Annotated in this window: 18 protein-coding genes; 14 read left to right on the forward strand and 4 right to left on the reverse strand. The window is 71.0% G+C overall.

The window, feature by feature from the left end:
• Nucleotides 1-43 precede the first annotated feature (43 nt).
• Nucleotides 44-487, forward strand: coding sequence for a hypothetical protein (locus tag BM028_RS12695; RefSeq protein WP_070416263.1), 444 nt, complete (start codon nt 44-46; stop codon nt 485-487).
• Between the two features lie 8 nt (nt 488-495).
• The gene (locus BM028_RS12700) at nt 496-1,458 is read left to right on the forward strand and encodes a bifunctional riboflavin kinase/FAD synthetase (RefSeq protein ID WP_070416262.1); all 963 of its coding nucleotides are present in this window, start codon (nt 496-498) and stop codon (nt 1,456-1,458) included.
• Between the two features lie 160 nt (nt 1,459-1,618).
• Here the strand turns inward: BM028_RS12700 and BM028_RS12705 are convergent, their stop codons facing one another.
• Nucleotides 1,619-2,851, reverse strand: a complete 1,233-nt coding sequence (locus BM028_RS12705; protein WP_175473779.1) for a DUF349 domain-containing protein — start codon at nt 2,849-2,851, stop codon at nt 1,619-1,621.
• 113 nt (nt 2,852-2,964) lie between these two features.
• On the reverse strand, nt 2,965-3,780 hold the full coding sequence (locus tag BM028_RS12710) for a peptidylprolyl isomerase (RefSeq protein ID WP_092386979.1): 816 nt from the start codon (nt 3,778-3,780) through the stop codon (nt 2,965-2,967).
• A gap of 128 nt (nt 3,781-3,908) precedes the next feature.
• Here BM028_RS12710 and BM028_RS12715 point away from each other — a divergent pair, with 128 nt between their 5' ends.
• From BM028_RS12715 to aroB, 9 genes are all read left to right on the forward strand, one after another.
• Nucleotides 3,909-5,285: a replication-associated recombination protein A gene (locus BM028_RS12715; protein WP_031261054.1), complete on the forward strand. Its 1,377-nt coding sequence runs from the start codon at nt 3,909-3,911 to the stop codon at nt 5,283-5,285.
• A 241-nt stretch (nt 5,286-5,526) separates the two neighbouring features.
• Nucleotides 5,527-6,156 (forward strand): 30S ribosomal protein S4, encoded by a 630-nt coding sequence (gene rpsD, locus BM028_RS12720; protein WP_058726527.1) that lies wholly within the window; start codon nt 5,527-5,529, stop codon nt 6,154-6,156.
• Nucleotides 6,157-6,286: 130 nt separating this feature from the next.
• A complete protein-coding gene (locus tag BM028_RS12725) occupies nt 6,287-6,469 on the forward strand; it encodes a hypothetical protein (RefSeq protein WP_070416260.1) in 183 nt (60 codons plus the stop codon).
• A 44-nt stretch (nt 6,470-6,513) separates the two neighbouring features.
• Nucleotides 6,514-9,171, forward strand: a complete 2,658-nt coding sequence (alaS, locus tag BM028_RS12730; protein WP_092386987.1) for an alanine--tRNA ligase — start codon at nt 6,514-6,516, stop codon at nt 9,169-9,171.
• Nucleotides 9,171-9,623, forward strand: a complete 453-nt coding sequence (ruvX, locus tag BM028_RS12735; RefSeq protein WP_092386988.1) for a Holliday junction resolvase RuvX — start codon at nt 9,171-9,173, stop codon at nt 9,621-9,623. The genes alaS and ruvX overlap by 1 nt, the downstream gene beginning before the upstream one ends.
• A 100-nt stretch (nt 9,624-9,723) precedes the next feature.
• Nucleotides 9,724-11,370 (forward strand): endolytic transglycosylase MltG, encoded by a 1,647-nt coding sequence (gene mltG / locus BM028_RS18775; protein WP_254789570.1) that lies wholly within the window; start codon nt 9,724-9,726, stop codon nt 11,368-11,370.
• Between the two features lie 45 nt (nt 11,371-11,415).
• Nucleotides 11,416-12,636, forward strand: coding sequence for a chorismate synthase (gene aroC / locus BM028_RS12745; RefSeq protein ID WP_071296356.1), 1,221 nt, complete (start codon nt 11,416-11,418; stop codon nt 12,634-12,636).
• Nucleotides 12,633-13,220, forward strand: coding sequence for a shikimate kinase (locus BM028_RS12750; protein ID WP_302847587.1), 588 nt, complete (start codon nt 12,633-12,635; stop codon nt 13,218-13,220). The genes aroC and BM028_RS12750 overlap by 4 nt, the downstream gene beginning before the upstream one ends.
• Entirely contained in the window at nt 13,217-14,323 is a 1,107-nt protein-coding gene (gene aroB / locus BM028_RS12755) for a 3-dehydroquinate synthase (RefSeq protein WP_092386989.1), read from the forward strand. Before BM028_RS12750 ends, aroB begins: the two co-directional genes overlap by 4 nt.
• 1 nt (nt 14,324) lies before the next feature.
• Here the strand turns inward: aroB and BM028_RS12760 are convergent, their stop codons facing one another.
• Together BM028_RS12760 and BM028_RS12765 are read right to left on the reverse strand one after the other, a co-directional pair.
• Nucleotides 14,325-14,504 carry a hypothetical protein gene (locus BM028_RS12760; protein WP_071296268.1) on the reverse strand — a complete coding sequence of 60 codons (180 nt, stop codon included), beginning with the start codon at nt 14,502-14,504 and terminating at the stop codon, nt 14,325-14,327.
• Nucleotides 14,504-14,806, reverse strand: a complete 303-nt coding sequence (locus tag BM028_RS12765) for a hypothetical protein (protein ID WP_092386990.1) — start codon at nt 14,804-14,806, stop codon at nt 14,504-14,506. Before BM028_RS12765 ends, BM028_RS12760 begins: the two co-directional genes overlap by 1 nt.
• A gap of 122 nt (nt 14,807-14,928) precedes the next feature.
• On the opposite strand from BM028_RS12765, the gene BM028_RS12770 reads away from it, so the two are divergent.
• The 3 genes from BM028_RS12770 (at nt 14,929) to nusB (ending at nt 17,838) form a co-directional block, all read left to right on the forward strand.
• A complete protein-coding gene (locus BM028_RS12770; protein ID WP_092386991.1) occupies nt 14,929-16,620 on the forward strand; it encodes an ABC1 kinase family protein in 1,692 nt (563 codons plus the stop codon).
• Between the two features lie 166 nt (nt 16,621-16,786).
• Entirely contained in the window at nt 16,787-17,350 is a 564-nt protein-coding gene (gene efp, locus BM028_RS12775) for an elongation factor P (RefSeq protein WP_022906721.1), read from the forward strand.
• Nucleotides 17,351-17,361: 11 nt separating this feature from the next.
• A complete protein-coding gene (gene nusB / locus BM028_RS12780; protein ID WP_071303729.1) occupies nt 17,362-17,838 on the forward strand; it encodes a transcription antitermination factor NusB in 477 nt (158 codons plus the stop codon).
• Nucleotides 17,839-17,840: the final 2 nt, after the last annotated feature.

Genomic DNA, 17,840 nt, shown 5'->3' on the forward strand with positions numbered 1-17,840 from the left:
TGGTGCGTCATCGTGGCCGCCCGCCGTCGGTAGAATCGGTGCAATGGCGACCAGATCCTCCCTCGCGACCGGCATCGGCCGCGTCCTCATCGCCGTCTACGGCATCCTCGCGCTGGCAGCGACGGGACGCAGCGTCGTGCAGATCATCGAGAAGTTCTCGTTCGCACCGTTCGCGTACACCCTCAGCGCCGTCGCCGCGGTCGTGTACATCGTCGCGATGATCGCCCTCATCGTGCCGGGTCGGTTCTGGTACCGCGTGGCCTGCGTCACGATCGTCTTCGAGATGACCGGCGTGCTCGTGATCGGCACGCTGTCACTATTCGACCGGCAGCTGTTCCCCGACGACACCATCTGGTCGTACTACGGCATGGGCTACGCCTTCGCGCCGCTGGTGCTGCCGGTGGCCGGACTCTGGTGGCTCCGCAAGCACCACCGCACCGCCACCGCGACCGAGACGACCCCGTCCGCCGTACCGGCCGGCGAGTAGGGACCGACGTGCAGTACTACGACGACACCGCCGACGTGGCGCAGGGCTTCGGGCCGAGCGCGGTCACCATCGGGAAGTTCGACGGGGTCCACGTCGGGCACCGTGCGGTCATCGCGCACCTCGAGCGTGCGGCGCGCGAGCACGGCCTCGTGTCCACGGTCGTGACGTTCGACCGCCACCCGCTCGACGTGATCGACCCCGACAAGGTGCCGCCCGCCCTGACGAGCATCGCCCAGCGGCGCGAGCTGCTCGACGACGTCGGGGTCGACGCCACCCTGCTGCTCCGGTTCGACCACGAGCTCCAGTCGAAGGCTCCAGAGGCCTTCGTGTCCGAGATCCTCGTCGACACCCTGCACGCCCAGCTCGTGTTCGTCGGCAGCGACTTCCGGTTCGGGGCGAAGGGCGCCGGCGACGTCGCCCTCCTGCGCGAGCTGGGGGAGCAGCACGGCTTCACCGTCGAGCTCATCGACGACGTCGACCTGGTCGACGACGTCCGGCCGGACGGTGAGCGACGGGTGTCCTCGACGTGGATCCGCGAGCTCCTCGGGGACGGCCGCGTCGCCGAGGCCGCGCGCCTGCTCGGCCGTGAACACGCGGTGCGGAGCGTCGTCGTGCACGGGAACGAGCGCGGTCGGGCGATGGGCTACCCGACGGCGAACCTCGACCCGGCGTCCGAGGGATTCGTCCCCGCCGACGGCGTCTACGCCGCACGGGTCCTGCACGACGGCACGGTGTACCCGGCTGCCGTCTCGGTCGGCAACAACCCGACGTTCGAGGGCGTGCCGGCGAAGCAGATCGAGGCGCACCTGCTCGACGTGGACATCGACCTCTACGGCGACACGATCTCGGTGCTGTTCGTCTCGTACGTGCGGGGCATGGTGAAGTTCGACTCGATGGACGAGCTCGCCGAGCAGATGCGGCAGGACGACCGTGACATCCGGACGCTGCTGGGGCTCCCCGCCGTCGTCTGACCAGTTGTCGCAGTGTGCGAGGTTCCGGCCTCGGTGCGAGGGCATCCGCGTCCCACGGTGTGCGGGACCTCGCACACTGCGGACGTCCCCCAAGCCCTGCGACCGCACGTCGAAGCCCCCGCGACCGAACGGTCGCGGGGGCTTCGTCGTACGGGGCGGATCAGCCGCCGAGGGCGTCGAGCCAGATCTTGCGGGCGTCGAGCGCTTCCTGCGCGTCCTTGATCTTGCGGGCGTCGCCCGAGGCCTGGGCATCGGCGAGCTCCGCTTCGAGCTTGCCGATCGCGTCCTCGAGCTGGCTCGCGAGACCGGTCTGACGGGCCTTGCGCTCCGGGTCGGACGCCTTCCAGTGCTCGTCCTCGAGGCTGCGCACGTGGTCCTCGACCGCGCGCAGACGGTCCTCGATGCGCCGGACGTCGCCGCGGGGGACCTTGCCGATCTCGTCCCACCGGCGCTGGATGCCCGTGAGGGTCTTGCGTGCGGCGGCCCGGTCGGTCACCTTCAGGAGCGGCTCGGCCTCGGTCAGGAGGGCCTGCTTCGCTTCGAGGTTCGCCGAGTACTCGACGTTCTCGGCAGCGGCCTCGGCGTGGCGCTGCTCGAACAGCACGTCACCCGCGGCCTTGAAGCGCGCCCAGAGTGCGTCGTCGTGCCGCTTGCCGGCGCGCCCCGCGCCCTTCCAGTCGTCGAGCAGTTCGCGGTACGCCGGGATCGCGTCGGACCCGCGGGGAGCGAGCGCCTCGGCCTGCTGGACGAGCTCCTGCTTGCGGTTGCGGGCGTCGCGGTGCTGGGCGTCGAGCTCGGAGTAGAACGCGCGACGGTGCTGGTCGACGGTCGAGCGGGCCGCGCGGAAACGCTTCCAGAGCTCGTTCGCCTCGTTCTTGGGGATGCGCGGGCCGTCGTGCTGGTGCTGCTGCCACCGCGCGAAGACGTCGTCGAGCTGCGCGGTGATCTGCTTCCACTGCGCCCGTGCCGGGTCGACCGCGGCGAGGGCCTCGGCTTCTTCCACCAGGGCGGTGCGGTGCGCCAGGGCGTCCGCGAGGGCCTGCTGTGCCTGCTCCGCCTGCTCCTTCGTCAGGGAGCCGAGCTGCTCGGTCAGGGCGGCGACGCGGGTCTCGAGCGACTTGAGGTCGCCGACGACCCGTGCCTCGGCCACGAGGGCCTGCAGGTGCTCCACCGTGCGGGCGACGTCGTTCGCCGAGGCGCCACGCTGGACGCGCTGCTCGGCGATCTTCACCTGCCCCTCGAGGTCGGCGTACTTCCGCGCGAAGTAGGCGAGGGCTTCGTCGGGTGTCGCGTCCGGGTACTCACCGACGGCTTTCTCGGTGTCCTCGTACCGGACGTACACCGTCCCGTTCTCGTCGACCCGCCCCCAGGTCGTTGCTTCGTCAGGTCCCACAGGTCTCGCCTCGATCGTGGTCGTGCATCACCGACGTCGCCGTCGGCACGGTCAGGTCGTCAGCCTATTGCACGGAGAGCATCTGCGACCCGCCGGGTCGGCGCGCCTGTGGACTACTTCTCCTGCTCGATCGTCGCGCCGGTGATCTTGGTCGCTACCTTCGGCTCGCCGGTGCCGTCGCTGCCGGCGGAGGCGATGCCCTTCGACGTGATCTTCGACTCGAGTTCGTCGAGGCCGCTGGTGACCTTCCCGACGACGGTGTAGCCGCCGGTGGAGCCGTCCAGCGTGGTGTCGCCGTAGACGATGAAGAACTGCGTGGTCTGCGAGTACGCCGACGAGCTGCGGGCGATCGCGATGGTCCCCTTGGTGTACTTGCCGTCGCTCGGGACGTTCTCGAGCGGGCCGTACTGGAAGCCGGCGTCACCGGTGCCGTCGCCGTTCGCGGAGCCGCACTGCAGGAACTCGAACCCGGTGCTGTCGGCGAGTCGGTGGCAGGTGGTGCCGTTGTAGAACTGCTCCTGGATGAGCTTGATCTCGACGCTCGCGGCCTGGGGTGCCTTCTCGCCGTCCAGCTCGATGCCGAGCTTCACGTCCTTGTTGAGGGTGAGCGACCCGGTCCAGGTGGAGTCCTTCGCGATGGACTTGCTCGGGACGTCGCCCGTGTTCGCGGCGGTGGCACTCGCGGACGGGGTCGGCGTCGCGGTCGCGGAGGCACTCGCGCTCGCGTCCGCCCCGCCACCATGCGACCCGGCGAAGGCGAGCTGCGAACCGGTCGCCAACGCCGCGACGAGGACGAGGACACCGGCGCCGACGACGTTGTCCCGCACCCGACGGCGCCGCTGCCGTTCGTGCAGGCCCTGCCGTGCCGTGTAGAGGCGGAGGCGCTCGCGCGCCTCCCGGTTGTCACGCGCCTGGTTCTTCGGTGCCACGGTGCTGGTCGTACCTCTCGTCGAGTGTGCGACGAGCGTACTGTGAACGGCCCTGTCGGAGGCCTGGAGGCACGCCCCTGTCGGTGGGTCGGCCTACGATTGGTCACATGGCAGCGGACCGTTCGGGCATGCGCGCGCCCACCACCGGCGGTCGCGCCGGGTTGGCGCAGGGGTCCGTCCCGCTCGCGGTGCGGATGCGGCCGACCAGCCTCGACGAGGTCGCCGGCCAGCAGCACCTGCTCGGCCGCGGCAGCCCCCTCGTGCAGCTCGCGACGGGCACGCGCGAGAACCCCGGCGGCGTCTCGGTGATCCTGTGGGGACCGCCCGGCACCGGCAAGACGACCCTGGCGCAGGCGATCGCGCGGCAGTCCGGTCGCGAGTTCGTCGAGCTGTCGGCCGTGACCGCCGGCGTGAAGGACGTGCGCGAGGTCATGGAGAAGGCGCTCACGCACCGCGACCTCTACGGCTCGACCACGGTCCTGTTCCTCGACGAGATCCACCGCTTCAGCAAAGCCCAGCAGGACGCCCTGCTGCCCGGCGTCGAGAACGGCTGGGTCATCCTCATCGCGGCGACGACCGAGAACCCGTCGTTCTCGGTCATCTCGCCGCTGCTGTCCCGCTCCCTGCTGCTCACGCTCAAGCCCCTCACCGACGAGGACCTCGGCATGCTCGTCGACCGCGCGGTCGAGGACCCGCGGGGCCTCGGCGGATCGGTCGTCCTCGGCGACGAGGCCCGCAGCGCCATCGTGCGGCTGTCCTCGGGCGACGCCCGTCGGGCACTCACCGCGCTCGAGGCCGCGGCGTCCTCGGCCGTCGCAGCGCAGGCCGACGACGACGCGGACGGGACCCTCGACGGCGTCGACACGGTCCCGGTCGTCGACGCCGACACCGTCGCCGCAGCGGTCGACCGGGCACTGCTCCGCTACGACCGCCAGGGCGACGAGCACTACGACGTCATCAGCGCGTTCATCAAGTCGGTCCGGGGGAGCGACGTCGACGCCGCACTCCACTACCTGGCGCGCATGATCGAGGCGGGCGAGGACCCGCGGTTCATCGCCCGTCGCATCATCATCTCGGCGTCCGAGGACATCGGCATGGCCGATCCGCAGGCCCTGCCCATCGCCGTCGCGGCCGCACAGGCCGTCCAGCTCATCGGCATGCCCGAGGGTCGGATCCCCCTGGCCGAGGCGGTCGTCTACCTGGCGACCGCGCCGAAGTCGAACGCCGCCTACAACGGGGTGAACGCCGCGATCGCCGACGTCAAGGCCGGGCGGCTCGGGGTCGTGCCGATGCACCTCCGCGACGCGCACTACCCCGGCGCGAAGCGGCTCGGCCACGGCAAGGGCTACGTCTACTCGCACGACGCCGAGCACGGTGTCGCCGAGCAGCAGTACCTGCCCGACGCGCTCGAGGGCACCGAGTACTACACCCCGACGGCGAACGGCTTCGAGCGCGAGGTCGGGCCGCGACTCGAGCGCCTCCGGAAGATCACCCGCGGCGAGTAGTGGCCGCCCCGAGTTCCTGCTAGCATTGCCGGGCCTACGTCCTGGTCCTCGAGCACGGCTGCGTCGAGGACAGAGTGCCACTCCGGTGGTACGGGGGCAGAGGTTCGGACTGTAGCCGTCCGATCCCACAGGCTCATCCCTCTGGATCCCGTCGTCGGGACCGATCCCTTCCGTGTGTCTCGTTGCCCACGGTCGGACGGATCCCCTCGAGTCATTCAGTTCAGACAGAGAAAAGGACCCTGTGTCTACCAAGTCACGTACCCGCAGCAAGACCCGCCTCTCGCGCGCGCTCGGCATCCCGCTGACGCCGAAGGCGGCCCGTTACCTCGAGAAGCGCCCCTACGGCCCCGGTGAGCACGGCCGCACCCGCCGTCGTGCGGACAGCGACTACGCCGTCCGCCTCCGTGAGAAGCAGCGTCTGCGCGCCCAGTACGGCATCCGCGAGAAGCAGCTCCGCATCGTCTTCGAAGAGGCCCGCAAGACGAAGGGCCTGACCGGTGAGAACCTGGTCGAGCTCCTCGAGCAGCGCCTCGACGCCCTCGTGCTCCGTGCCGGCTTCGCCCGCACCACCGCGCAGGCCCGTCAGCTGATCGTGCACCGTCACATCCTGGTCGACGGCAAGCTCGTCGACCGTCCGTCCTTCCGCGTGAAGGAGGGCCAGCTCATCCACGTGAAGCAGCGCTCCGAGTCCCTCGAGCCCTTCCAGGTCGCCGCCGCCGGTGGGCACCAGGAAGTCCTGCCGAAGGTCCCGGGCTACCTCGAGGTCGAGATCGACAAGCTCCAGGCCCGCCTGGTCCGTCGCCCGAAGCGCGCCGAGGTCCCCGTGACCTGTGAAGTGCAGCTCGTCGTCGAGTACTACGCAGCTCGCTGATCCACTGATCACACCCGAACGGCGGGTCGTCCTCTCACGAGGGCGGCCCGCCGTTCGGCGTCGGTGGCCGGTGTCGTCGGTAAGATCGTCTGGGCACGCACCGCTCGCGTGCACAAGAGGGAGAGGCACCGTGAAGCAGCTGTTCTTCGTCGCCGTCGGCGTCGTCATCGGGTTCGCCGTCGCGCACAAGGTCGCGAACACTCCCGGTGGCGCGCGGTTCTTCGCCGACGTGAACGCTCGCGCGGAGGCCTTCCGCGGTGCCGTGGCCGAGGGCTACCGCTCTCGCGAGGCCGAGCTCCGCACCGACGTCTGACCAACGACCCCTCCCACGCACACGACCTGAAACCAGGAAGCACCATGCAGACCGCAGAGATCCGCCGCCGTTGGCTCCAGTTCTTCGGTGACCGCGGCCACACCGTCGTCCCGTCCGCCTCGCTCGTCTCGGACGACCCCTCGCTCCTGTTCACGGTCGCCGGCATGGTGCCGTTCATCCCGTACCTGACCGGGCTCGTCCCGGCGCCGTACCCCCGCGCCACGAGTGTCCAGAAGTGCATCCGCACGAACGACATCGAAGAGGTCGGCAAGACCCCGCGGCACGGCACGTTCTTCCAGATGAACGGCAACTTCTCGTTCGGCGACTACTTCAAGGAGCAGGCGATCGAGTACGCCTGGCAGTTCCTGACGACGCCCGAGCCGGACGGTGGGCTCGGCTTCTCGCCCGACGACCTCTGGGTCACCGTGTACGAGGACGACGACGAGGCGATCGCCTTCTGGAAGCAGCACTCCTCGCTCCCCGACGAGCGGATCCAGCGGCTCGGCAAGGACACGAACTACTGGTCGACCGGGCAGCCCGGGCCGGCGGGCCCCTGCTCCGAGATCTTCTTCGACCGGGGTCCGGAGTACGGCATCGACGGCGGTCCGGCGACCGACGACGACCGCTACGTCGAAATCTGGAACCTCGTGTTCATGCAGTACCAGATCGCCGACGTCCGTTCGAAGTACGACTTCGAGATCACGGGCGAGCTGCCGAACAAGAACATCGACACGGGCATGGGGCTCGAGCGCGTCGCCTTCATCAAGCAGGGCGTCGACAACATGTACGAGATCGACCAGGTTCGCCCGGTCCTCGACGAGGCGGCGGCGATCTCCGGTCGTCGGTACGGCGCCGTGCACGAGGACGACGTCCGCATGCGCGTCATCGCGGACCACGTCCGGTCGGCGCTCATGCTCATCGCGGACGGCGTCTCCCCGTCGAACGAGGGCCGCGGCTACATCCTCCGCCGCCTGCTCCGCCGCACCGTGCGCGCGATGCGCCTGCTCGGCGTCGAGGGCGCGACCTTCCCCCGGCTCTTCCCCGCGTCGCGCGACGCCATGCGCGACGCCTACCCCGAGGTCGGCAGCGACTACGACCGCATCGCACGCATCGCCTACGCGGAAGAGGAGACCTTCCTCCGCACGCTCGCGCAGGGCACGACGATCCTCGACGTCGCGGTCGAGCGCGCGAAGCAGGACGGCGCGCCCTCGATCGGCGGGGACACGGCGTTCCTCCTGCACGACACCTTCGGCTTCCCGATCGACCTCACGATGGAGATGGCTGAGGAAGCCGGCGTCCAGGTCGACCGGTCCGCGTTCGAGACCCTGATGTCCGAGCAGCGGGCGCGGGCGAAGGCGGACGCCAAGAGCAAGAAGACCGCACTCGCCGACCTCAGCGTCTACAGCGCGTTCCGGGCGAAGGGCGAGACCGTCTTCCTCGGCTACGACGCGCTCGAGGCCGAGACGAACATCCTCGGCATCATCGTGGGCGGCGTGAGCGTCGACCGTGCGGTCGCGGGCGACATCGCCGAGGTCATCCTCGGCGAGACCTCCCTCTACGCCGAGTCCGGTGGTCAGGACGCCGACCAGGGCTCGATCGTCGGCAACGGCTTCGACCTCGAGGTGCTCGACGTCCAGCGTCCCGTCGCCGGTCTGTGGAGCCACACGGTCCAGGTGCGCTCGGGCGAGGTCGGTGTCGGTGCGCCGGCGACGACCGTGGTCGACGCCGAGTACCGCCGCGGTGCGACCCAGGCGCACTCCGCGACGCACCTCGTGAACGCCGCACTGCGCGACATCCTCGGCCCGGAGGCACTCCAGGCCGGCTCGTACAACAAGTCGGGCTACATGCGGCTCGACTTCTCGTGGTCGCAGCCGGTCTCGCTCGAGACCCGTTCCGAGATCGAGGAGGTCGTGAACAACGCGATCCGCTCCGACCTCGAGGTCTCGACGCGCGTGCTCCCGCTCGACGAGGCGAAGTCGCTCGGCGCGCAGGCGCTGTTCGGCGAGAAGTACGGCTCCGAGGTCCGCATGGTCGACATCGGCGGCCCGTGGTCCCGTGAGCTCTGCGGTGGCACGCACGTGGCGTCCAGCGCCCAGGTCGGGCTCGTCAACCTCGTGGGGGAGTCGAGCGTCGGTTCGACCAACCGCCGCGTCGAGGCGCTCGTCGGGCTCGAGGGCTTCCGCGACCTCGCCGTCGAGCGGACCATCGTCTCCCAGCTGTCGAGCGCACTCAAGGCCCCCCGAGAGGACCTGCCGACCCGCGTGCAGTCCCTGATGGAGGACCTGCGGACGGCGCAGAAGCGCGTCGCCGAGTTCGAGTCCGCCAACCTCCAGCAGCGCGTCCCGGCGATCGCACGCCAGGCGACGACCGTGGGCGCGACGACCGTCGTGGCCGAGTCCGTCCAGGGACTCCAGTCCGGTGACGACCTCCGCGCGCTCGCGACCGGTGTCCGCAGCCAGCTCGGCGACGGTGCCGCCGTCGTGGTGCTCGGCGCGGTCATCAACGACAAGCCGGTGGTCATCGTCGCGACGAACGACGCCGCCCGCGCCGCCGGTGTGCAGGCGGGACCGCTCGCGAAGGAGGCCGCCGGCGTCCTCGGTGGTGGTGGCGGCGGCAAGCCGGACCTCGCGCAGGGCGGTGGCACCGACGCGTCCGCGCTCCCGGCGGCCCTCCGCGCGGTCACCGACCGGCTCGCGGCCTGATCGTGGCGATCCGTTCCGGGCGCCGGCTCGGTGTCGACGTCGGCCGCGCCCGGATCGGGGTCGCCGTGTGCGACCGTGACGGGCTCCTCGCGACGCCCGTCGAGACCGTCGCCCGGCACGACGCCACGGACGTCCGGCGGATCCTCGAGATCGCGGAGGAGTACGACGTCCTCGAGATCGTCGTCGGGCTGCCGCTCTCGATGTCGGGCGGGGACACCCCGTCCACGGCGGACGCCCGGGAGTTCGCCGGGCGCCTGGCGGAACACCGTCCGGTGCGCCTGGTCGACGAACGACTCTCGACCGTGACGGCCCAGCGCGGCCTGCACCAGGCCGGCAAGAACACGAAGAAGTCCCGCGCCGTGATCGACCAAGCGGCCGCTGTTATCATTCTGCAACACGCGCTCGACCACGAGCGTGCGGCCAGTGCCCCACCCGGGGCCACGCTCCCCTGAAACTGCGGACCACCGCAGTGCTCGCCTGAACGCGGCTGCCACACCGTCGCCCAGCACCCCGAGCCCAGGCGGAGTTCCCGACCGAGAGACCCGAGGACCGTTGGCAGACGACCTGGACTGGAACGCGATCATCGCGCCCGGCAACGACGCCGAGCGGCGGAAGACGACTTCCGACCGTGCGGAGACCCCCGACGCACGCGGCGACGCGGGCGAGACCACCGGCGTGCGGAACGGCGCCCCGCACGCGACCGGTCGACCGATGTCCCGACGTGAAGCACGCGCCGCCGAAGCCGCGCGGGCGCGCGCCGACGCGGGCCCCGCGGACGCGAGCCCGGCCACCACCGACGCGGCCGGGTCGAGCACCGACCGTCCCGACCTCGGCCGAGCCGACGACGACCGTCGCGCCGCCGCGGCGGACGCCCCGGTGGCGTCGTCACCCGACGAGCTGCACCCGGACGTGCACGCGCTCCTCACCGGCGAACTCCACGTCGACGACGACGCGCGTGCCGCGGCACGCGGCGGTGACGCCGGCGCGGCCACGGCCGCCGGCGCGGGTGCCGGCGCAGGTGGTCCCGACCAGCCCGGCAACGGCCCCGGAGGCGCGGGAGACGGTGGACGCGGCGGTCGCGGTGGACGTGGGGGCGCCTCCAGGTCGCCACGCGGCCCGCGTGAGCCGCGTCCGAAGCGTCGTCGCGGCCCGCTCATCGCGGGCATCGTCATCGTCGCGGTGGTCCTCGCGGTCGGGGTGTCCGCGTACTCCTTCGCGGCGCCCAAGGTCCAGCAGCTCGTCGCCGCCATCAGCGGTTCACAGGAGCCCGACGACTACTCCGGCGACGGCACCAGCAAGGTGACGATCACCATCAAGCAGGGCGACATCGGCGAGAACGTCGCCGCGACCCTGCAGCGCAGCGGTGTCGTGAAGGACTCGAAGGTCTTCTACAAGCTCCTGCTCGCCTCGCCGGACGTCCAGTTCCAGCCGGGGTCGTACGCGCTCAAGAAGAAGATGAGCTCGAAGGCGGCCCTTGCGGCGCTGCAGGACAAGGACAACCGCGTCCAGGCCTCGATCGTGATCCCCGAGGGCACGGCGCTCAAGGACATCGAGGCCGGCATGGTCTCGAAGGCGGGACTCTCCGCCGCCGAGGTCTCCGCTGCGGCGAAGGACCTCTCCGCGTACGACCTGCCGGCGAACACGACCACGCTCGAGGGCTGGCTGTTCCCGGCGACCTACCCGATCAACCCGGGGTGGAGCGCGACGGAGTACTTCAAGTCGATGGTCGACACGATGAAGGAGCACCTCTCGGCGGCAGGCGTGGCCGAGGCCGACCAGGAGCGCGTGATCGTCTTCGCCTCGCTCGTGCAGAAGGAGGCCGGCCTCGCCGCCGACTACCCGAAGGTCGCGCGGGTGTTCCAGAACCGGCTCGACATCGACATGCCGCTGCAGTCCGACGCGACGGTCGCCTACGGCACGGGCAACACCCACCGGGTGACGACGACCGACGCCGAGCGCAAGGACGCGTCGAACAAGTACAACACCTACGTGCACGACGGCCTGCCGCCGGCACCGATCTCGAACCCCGGCGACATCGCGATCAAGGCCGTCACGAACATGGCGCAGGGGAAGTGGCTGTACTTCGTGACGGTGAACCTCGAGACCGGCGAGACGGTGTTCTCCGACACGTACGCGCAGCACCTCGTCGCCGTCGACCAGTTCCAGGCGTGGCTCCGGGCACACCCCGACTACCAGTAGTCGAGCGGCGTCGCACGGGGCCCGGGCTGTGGGAAGATGGACACCATGCTTCGTTGGTTGACTGCTGGTGAGTCCCACGGACCCGAACTGATCGCGATGCTCGAGGGCCTGCCCGCGGGTGTCCCGGTGTCGTTCGAGTCCATCCGTACCGATCTCGCGCGACGCAAGCTCGGCTACGGCCGCGGCTCCCGCATGAAGTTCGAGCAGGACGAACTGCACGTCTCCGGCGGCGTCCGGCACGGCTACTCGCTCGGCAGCCCGATCGCGATCCGCATCGGCAACACCGAGTGGCCGAAGTGGGTCGAGGTCATGAACCCCGAGCCCGTCGAGCAGACCGACCTCTCCCGTGGTCGGAGCGCCCCGCTCACCCGTCCGCGTCCGGGCCACGCCGACCTCGTCGGCATGCAGAAGTACGGCTTCGACGAGGCCCGCCCGATCCTCGAACGCGCGAGCGCTCGCGAGACCGCGGCCCGGGTCGCGCTCGGCGCCGTCGCGAAGTCCTTCCTGGCCGAGCTCGGCATCCGATCGGTCGCGCACACGCTGCAGGTCGGCACCGTCCGCGTCCCCGACGGCACCGCGCTGCCCCTGCCGGACGACGTCGACCGCCTCGACGACGACCAGTTGCGGTGCTTCGACGCCGAGACCTCCGCTCGCATGGTGACCGAGGTCGAAGCCGCGAAGAAGGACGGTGACACCCTCGGCGGCGTCGTCGAGGTGCTGTTCTACGGCGTCCCGCCCGGACTCGGATCGCACGTGCAGTGGGACCGCCGGCTCGACGCCCGTCTCGCCGCGGCGATCATGGGCATCCAGGCGATCAAGGGCGTCGAGGTCGGCGACGGCTTCGCGACCGCTGCCCGCCGCGGGTCCGAGGCGCACGACGAGCTCTTCCGCGAAGACGGCGAGATCTACCGCACGTCCGACCGCGCCGGCGGCACCGAGGGTGGCATGTCCACGGGCACCGTGCTGCGCGTCCGCGCCGGCATGAAGCCGATCGCGACCGTCCCGCACGCGCTGCACACCATCGACGTGGCCACGGGTGAGGACGCCTCGGCGCACCACCAGCGCTCCGACGTCTGTGCCGTGCCGGCCGCCGGTGTCGTGGCCGAGGCCATGGTCGCGCTCGTCCTCGCCGACGCCGTGCTCGAGAAGTTCGGTGGCGACAACGTCGTCGAGACGAAGCGGAACCTCGACGCGTACCTCGCGTCGATCCCGGAGACGCTGCGCACCCGCAGCACCGAGGCCGCCGAGCACTCCTCGGCCTGGTGACGCACACACCCGAGCCGGCGGCGGCGTCGCCGTCGGCCGGTCCCGCAGCCCCGGTCGTCATCATCGGGCCGATGGGCGCCGGCAAGTCCAGCGTCGGCAAGCGCGTGGCGAAGGCGCTCGGCGTCCCGTTCACCGACACCGACCGGGTGATCGTCCGCGAGCACGGTCCGATCCCCGGGATCTTCGCGGACCGTGGCGAGGCAGCCTTCCGTGCACTCGAGGCGGCAGCCGTCCGGGCAGCGCTGTCGACCGGGGGCGTCATCGCCGTCGGTGGCGGGGCCGTCACCCACGTCGCCACGCGCGAGGCCATGGCCGGGGCGCGCATCGTCCTGCTGACCGTCTCGCCCGAGGCCGTCGCCGACCGAATCGCCGGCAGCGACCGCCCGCTCCTGGCGAGCGGCGGCATCGACGCGTGGCAGACGATCATGGACGCGCGGGCGGCGACCTACGCCGAGCTCGCGCACGCGGTGTTCGACACCTCGCGCCGGCCGATGTCGCGCGTCGTCGACGACGTCGTCGCGTGGCTGCGCGACGAGACCCCTCCGGTCCGCACCGGTGCACCCACGAGCGAAGGAACAGTGTGACCGACCCCACCCAGTCCGTCCTCCCCGAGGGCACCACCGAGATCCGCGTCGGCGGCGCGGACGGCTACGTCGTGGCCGTCGGCAACGGCCTGCTCGGCTCGGTGCCGGCGCTCCTCGGCCCCCGTGTCGCCAAGGTCCTCATCGTGCACGCCCCGACGCTCGGCGCCCGGGCGAACGCGCTGCGCGACCTGCTCGTCGACGCCGGCCTCGAGGCCCTCATCGCCGAGGTCCCGGACGCCGAGGGCGCCAAGCGCGTCGAGGTCGCCGCGTTCTGCTGGCAGATCATGGGGCAGTCCGACTTCACCCGCACCGACGCCGTCATCGGCCTCGGGGGCGGTGCCGTGACCGACCTCGCCGGGTTCGTCGCAGCGACCTGGCTGCGCGGGGTGCCGTACGTCGCGATCCCCACGAGCGTGCTCGGCATGGTGGACGCGAGCGTCGGCGGCAAGACCGGCATCAACACCAACGAGGGCAAGAACCTCGTCGGCGCCTTCTACGCACCCCGCGCGGTCGTCGCCGACATCGACCTCGTCGCCACGCTGCCCCGCAACGAGATCCTCACGGGCTTCGCCGAGATCGTGAAGGCCGGCTTCATCGCCGTCCCGGAGATCCTCGACATCATCGAGGCTGACGTCGACCGCGTCACCGACCCGACCACGCCGGAGTTCCGTCGCGTCGTCGAGCTCGCGATCGAGCTCAAGGCGCAGGTCGTCTCGGACGACTTCACCGAGCAGGGCCGCCGCGAGATCCTGAACTACGGGCACACCCTCGGGCATGCCATCGAGCACGCCGAGCGGTACCAGTGGCGACACGGAGCGGCCGTCGCGGTCGGGATGGTCTTCGCCGCCGAGCTCGCGCGCCTCACCGGACACCTCGACGACGCCACGGTGGACCGGCACCGCGCGATCCTCGAGTCGCTCGAGCTGCCGACGACCTACGGCATCGGCCGCTGGGAGCGACTCCTCGCCACGATGCGTCGTGACAAGAAGGCCCGCGCCGGCATGCTCCGGTTCATCATCCTCGACGGTGTCGGCAAGCCGGTCACGCTCGAGGGACCCGAGGACCACCTGCTCTTCACCGCCTACCAGGAGGTCGGGGTCTAGCTCAGCGGAGGACGCGGCGGGTCCGTCGCCACCACCACTTCACCCGCATCGACACGGTGAGGACATCCGTCCGCTTCCATTCGTGGAACTCGGCGATGGTCGCTCCGTTCTCCCATGCCCAGTACGCGTCGTCGTCGCGGTCGGGATCGAGCGCATCCGGGAGGCGTCTGAAGATCGGCATCACTCCGGCTCCTTCGTGTCGACGGTCGGCCTGCTCCGAGGGACGCGGCGGCGCAACGCGCGGTCTGCGAGCCGCCGGTCCGCCTTGGACCACCACGATACGTCGGCGAGTCCCCGGAGCACAGTTGTCGAAATGTCGTATGTCTGATCACTCTGGTGTTGCGAAACGGACCAGGTGAATCGATCCCAGGCGTGGTCGCGATCGGCCGTCCGACGGTTCTGGAACGCGCCGAACCAGCTGACGACGGCGGCCACGATCGCCGCGGCCGCGGCGATGAGCGCCGTGACGAGTGCTGTCTCCATGACCGCAGCCTGACGCAGTGGAGGCGGCCGCAGGACGGGCGTCGGCCGACCTGGGGACGGCGAGCCGCGCCTCCAGGCTGTGGAGGAACCGACCACGCAGGGCGGGGGAGCAGACTGGAGCCGTGCCCACCCCGCCACGCCTGAGCGACCTGTCCACACCCGACGCGACCGACCCCGGGACCGTCCGGTCCCGTGCCCGCCGGTTCACCGAGCTGCTGTCGATCGCACGCCGGCACGGCCTCGTCCCGTTCCGGCGCCTGGACTTCTCGCACGACCCGGCGACCTCGGACCTCCGCCGCAGCCAGGCCGAGCACCTCCGCCGTGCGCTCGAGGAGGCCGGCGGCGGGTTCGTGAAGATGGGCCAGCTCCTCTCCACCCGCGACGACCTGCTCCCCGAGGAGTGGACCGAGGGGCTCGCGCACCTGCAGCGGAACGTGTCCCCGGCACCCGCGGACGAGGTCGCAGCGCTGCTCGAACGCGAACTCGGCGCGCCCGTGGACGAGGTCTTCGCGGCCTTCGACCCGGTCCCGGTGGCCGCGGCGTCGATCGCACAGGTCCACCGAGCCCGCCTCGCCGACGGCACGAGCGTCGCCGTCAAGGTGCAGCGGCCCGGCATCGACCAGGCCGTGCGGCGCGACGTCGACATCGCCCTCCGTGTCGTGCGCTTCATGGCGCGCTGGTCGGTCGAGGCCCGTCAGGTCGGCGTGCAGGACGTGGCCCAGCAGTACGCCGACGACCTCGTGCGGCAGGTCGACTTCAGCTCAGAGCTCCGGAACCTCGAGGCACTGCGGGCTGCGCAGCGCCGGAGCGCACGCCCCGACGAGGTGCGCTTCCCGGACCCGTACCCGGAGCTCTCCGGTCGGCGCGTGCTCGTGATGGAGTTCCTCGAGGGGGACACCCTCAGCGCGATCCGGGCCGAGCGGAGCGACCGCGACCTCGACCAGCCGATGCGGTCGATCCTCCGGGCGTTCCTCCGGCAGGTGGTGTTCGACGGGGTGTACCACGGTGACCTCCACCCCGGGAACGTCCTGCTGCTGCCCGACGGTCGGCCGGCGCTCATCGACTTCGGATCGGTGGGCAGGCTCGACCCCGGCCTGCGGGACATCGTGCAGGAGCTGCTCGCCGCGTACATCCAGGACGACACGTCGCGGATCGCCGACGCGGTGCTCCGGATGGCACCGGTCCGGGACGCCCAGGACGAACCCGACTTCCGCCGGGACATCGCGCGCTTCGTCGCGGACGAGCTCGGTCCGGGTGCCCGGATCGGCGTTGACACGGTGGACGACGCCGTCGCGGTGTTCGGGCGGTACCGGTTGAAGGCGCCGCCGGACTTCGTCGCCGCCGCGCGCGCCCTGGCGATCTTCGAGGGGACGCTGCGCACGCTCGCCCCCTCGTTCGACCTGCTCGAGGAGTCACGCGGACTCGCCTCCGAACAGATCCGCGACCAGCTGCGACCGGGCAAGCTCCGGGACGTGGCGGTGCGCGAGCTGTTCGGCGCGGTGACGGCCGCACGCCGGCTGCCGCGCCGGGTGGACCGCATCGGCGAGGCGATCGAGACCGGCAAGCTGTCGGTCAACATCCGGCTGTTCGCGGACCGGCGGGACCGACGGACGCTGAACGGGGTGGTCCGGCGGGTGCTGCTCGTGCTGCTCGGCGCCGGGGCCGGCATCCTGTCGATCGTGTACCTCGCGCTGCCGGCCCGGCCGACGGCGGTCATCTCGACCGGGGTGGCCGGAGCGTTGCTCGGGGGAGCGGCGGTGGTGCTGCTCGCCTGGGCGGCGGTCGACGCGATCCGCGCGCGACGACGGGAGTGACCGCAGGCGCAGCAGGCGCAGCAGGCGCAGCAGGCGCAGGCGCAGGCGCAGGCGCAGGCGCAGCGCGCACTGCGCGGGGACGCCACGACCCGTCCGCTACACTCGTCCGGGACCCAGCGCGGTCCGCAGACCTTCACAACACGATCGAACGGGACATCGAAGACTCATGGCCAGTACCACTGACATCAAGAACGGCGCCGTTCTCATCATCGACGGGCAGCTCTGGTCGGTCGTCGAGTTCCAGCACGTCAAGCCGGGCAAGGGCGGCGCGTTCGTCCGCACCAAGCTGAAGAACGTCGTGTCGGGCAAGGTCGTCGACCGCACCTTCAACGCGGGCGCGAAGATCGACACCGCGACGGTCGACCGCCGGGACTACCAGTTCCTCTACGAGGACGGCGACTCCTACGTGTTCATGGACACCGACACCTACGACCAGATCCCGGTCTCGGCGACGGTCGTCGGCGACGCGAAGAACTACCTGCTCGAGTCCGCGATGGTCACCATCGCGATGAACGAGGGCAACCCGCTCTACGTCGAGCTCCCGACGTCGATCGTGACCGAGGTCGAGACCGAGCCCGGCCTGCAGGGCGACCGCTCGTCCGGTGGCACGAAGGACGCGACGATCATCGCGACCGGCCACCGCATCCAGGTCCCGCTCTACCTCGAGAGCGGCACCACGGTGAAGATCGACACGCGCGACGGCAGCTTCCTCGGCCGCGTCAACTCCTAGGCGACGCCCGTATGAGTGCTCGTTCGAAGGCCCGCAAGCGCGCCCTCGACATGCTGTACGTGGCCGAGGTGCGTGAGCTCCCGATCGCGGACGTCCTCGCGACCGAGACCGTCCGGCACCTCGACCAGCCGGAGCGTGCCTCCAGCTGGGACTACGCCCGCCAGATCGTCACGGGTGTCGACGACGCCCGCCACGAGATCGACGCCGTGATCGTCGAGCACGCCCAGGGCTGGTCGATCGCCCGCATGCCGGTGCTCGACCGCTGCATCCTGCGCATGGGCGTCTGGGAGCTCCGGTTCAACCCCGAGGTCCCCGACGCGGTCGCGATCGCCGAGGCGGTCGAGCTGGCCCAGTCGCTCTCGACGGAGGAGTCCGCCGGGTTCGTCAACGGTGTGCTCGGGGCCGTCGCCGGCGGCCGCGCGCCGGGCGAGAAGTCGAGCGGTGCACCGTCCGGTCGGACGGTCGCAGAGGACCAGGAGTCCCGGTAGGG

This window comes from Curtobacterium sp. YR515 (assembly GCF_900113095.1).
Taxonomy (GTDB): Bacteria; Actinomycetota; Actinomycetes; order Actinomycetales; family Microbacteriaceae; genus Curtobacterium.

What these genes read in the sequence shown, in the direction of transcription:
- BM028_RS12765 (WP_092386990.1), bottom strand. Translation starts at nt 14,806, where the DNA reads ATGGAGACAGCACTCGTCACGGCGCTCATCGCCGCGGCCGCGGCGATC.
- aroC (WP_071296356.1), top strand. Translation starts at nt 11,416, where the DNA reads ATGCTTCGTTGGTTGACTGCTGGTGAGTCCCACGGACCCGAACTGATC.
- efp (WP_022906721.1), top strand. Translation starts at nt 16,787, where the DNA reads ATGGCCAGTACCACTGACATCAAGAACGGCGCCGTTCTCATCATCGAC.
- BM028_RS12715 (WP_031261054.1), top strand. Translation starts at nt 3,909, where the DNA reads ATGCGCGCGCCCACCACCGGCGGTCGCGCCGGGTTGGCGCAGGGGTCC.
- alaS (WP_092386987.1), top strand. Translation starts at nt 6,514, where the DNA reads ATGCAGACCGCAGAGATCCGCCGCCGTTGGCTCCAGTTCTTCGGTGAC.
- nusB (WP_071303729.1), top strand. Translation starts at nt 17,362, where the DNA reads ATGAGTGCTCGTTCGAAGGCCCGCAAGCGCGCCCTCGACATGCTGTAC.
- BM028_RS12760 (WP_071296268.1), bottom strand. Translation starts at nt 14,504, where the DNA reads ATGCCGATCTTCAGACGCCTCCCGGATGCGCTCGATCCCGACCGCGAC.
- BM028_RS12695 (WP_070416263.1), top strand. Translation starts at nt 44, where the DNA reads ATGGCGACCAGATCCTCCCTCGCGACCGGCATCGGCCGCGTCCTCATC.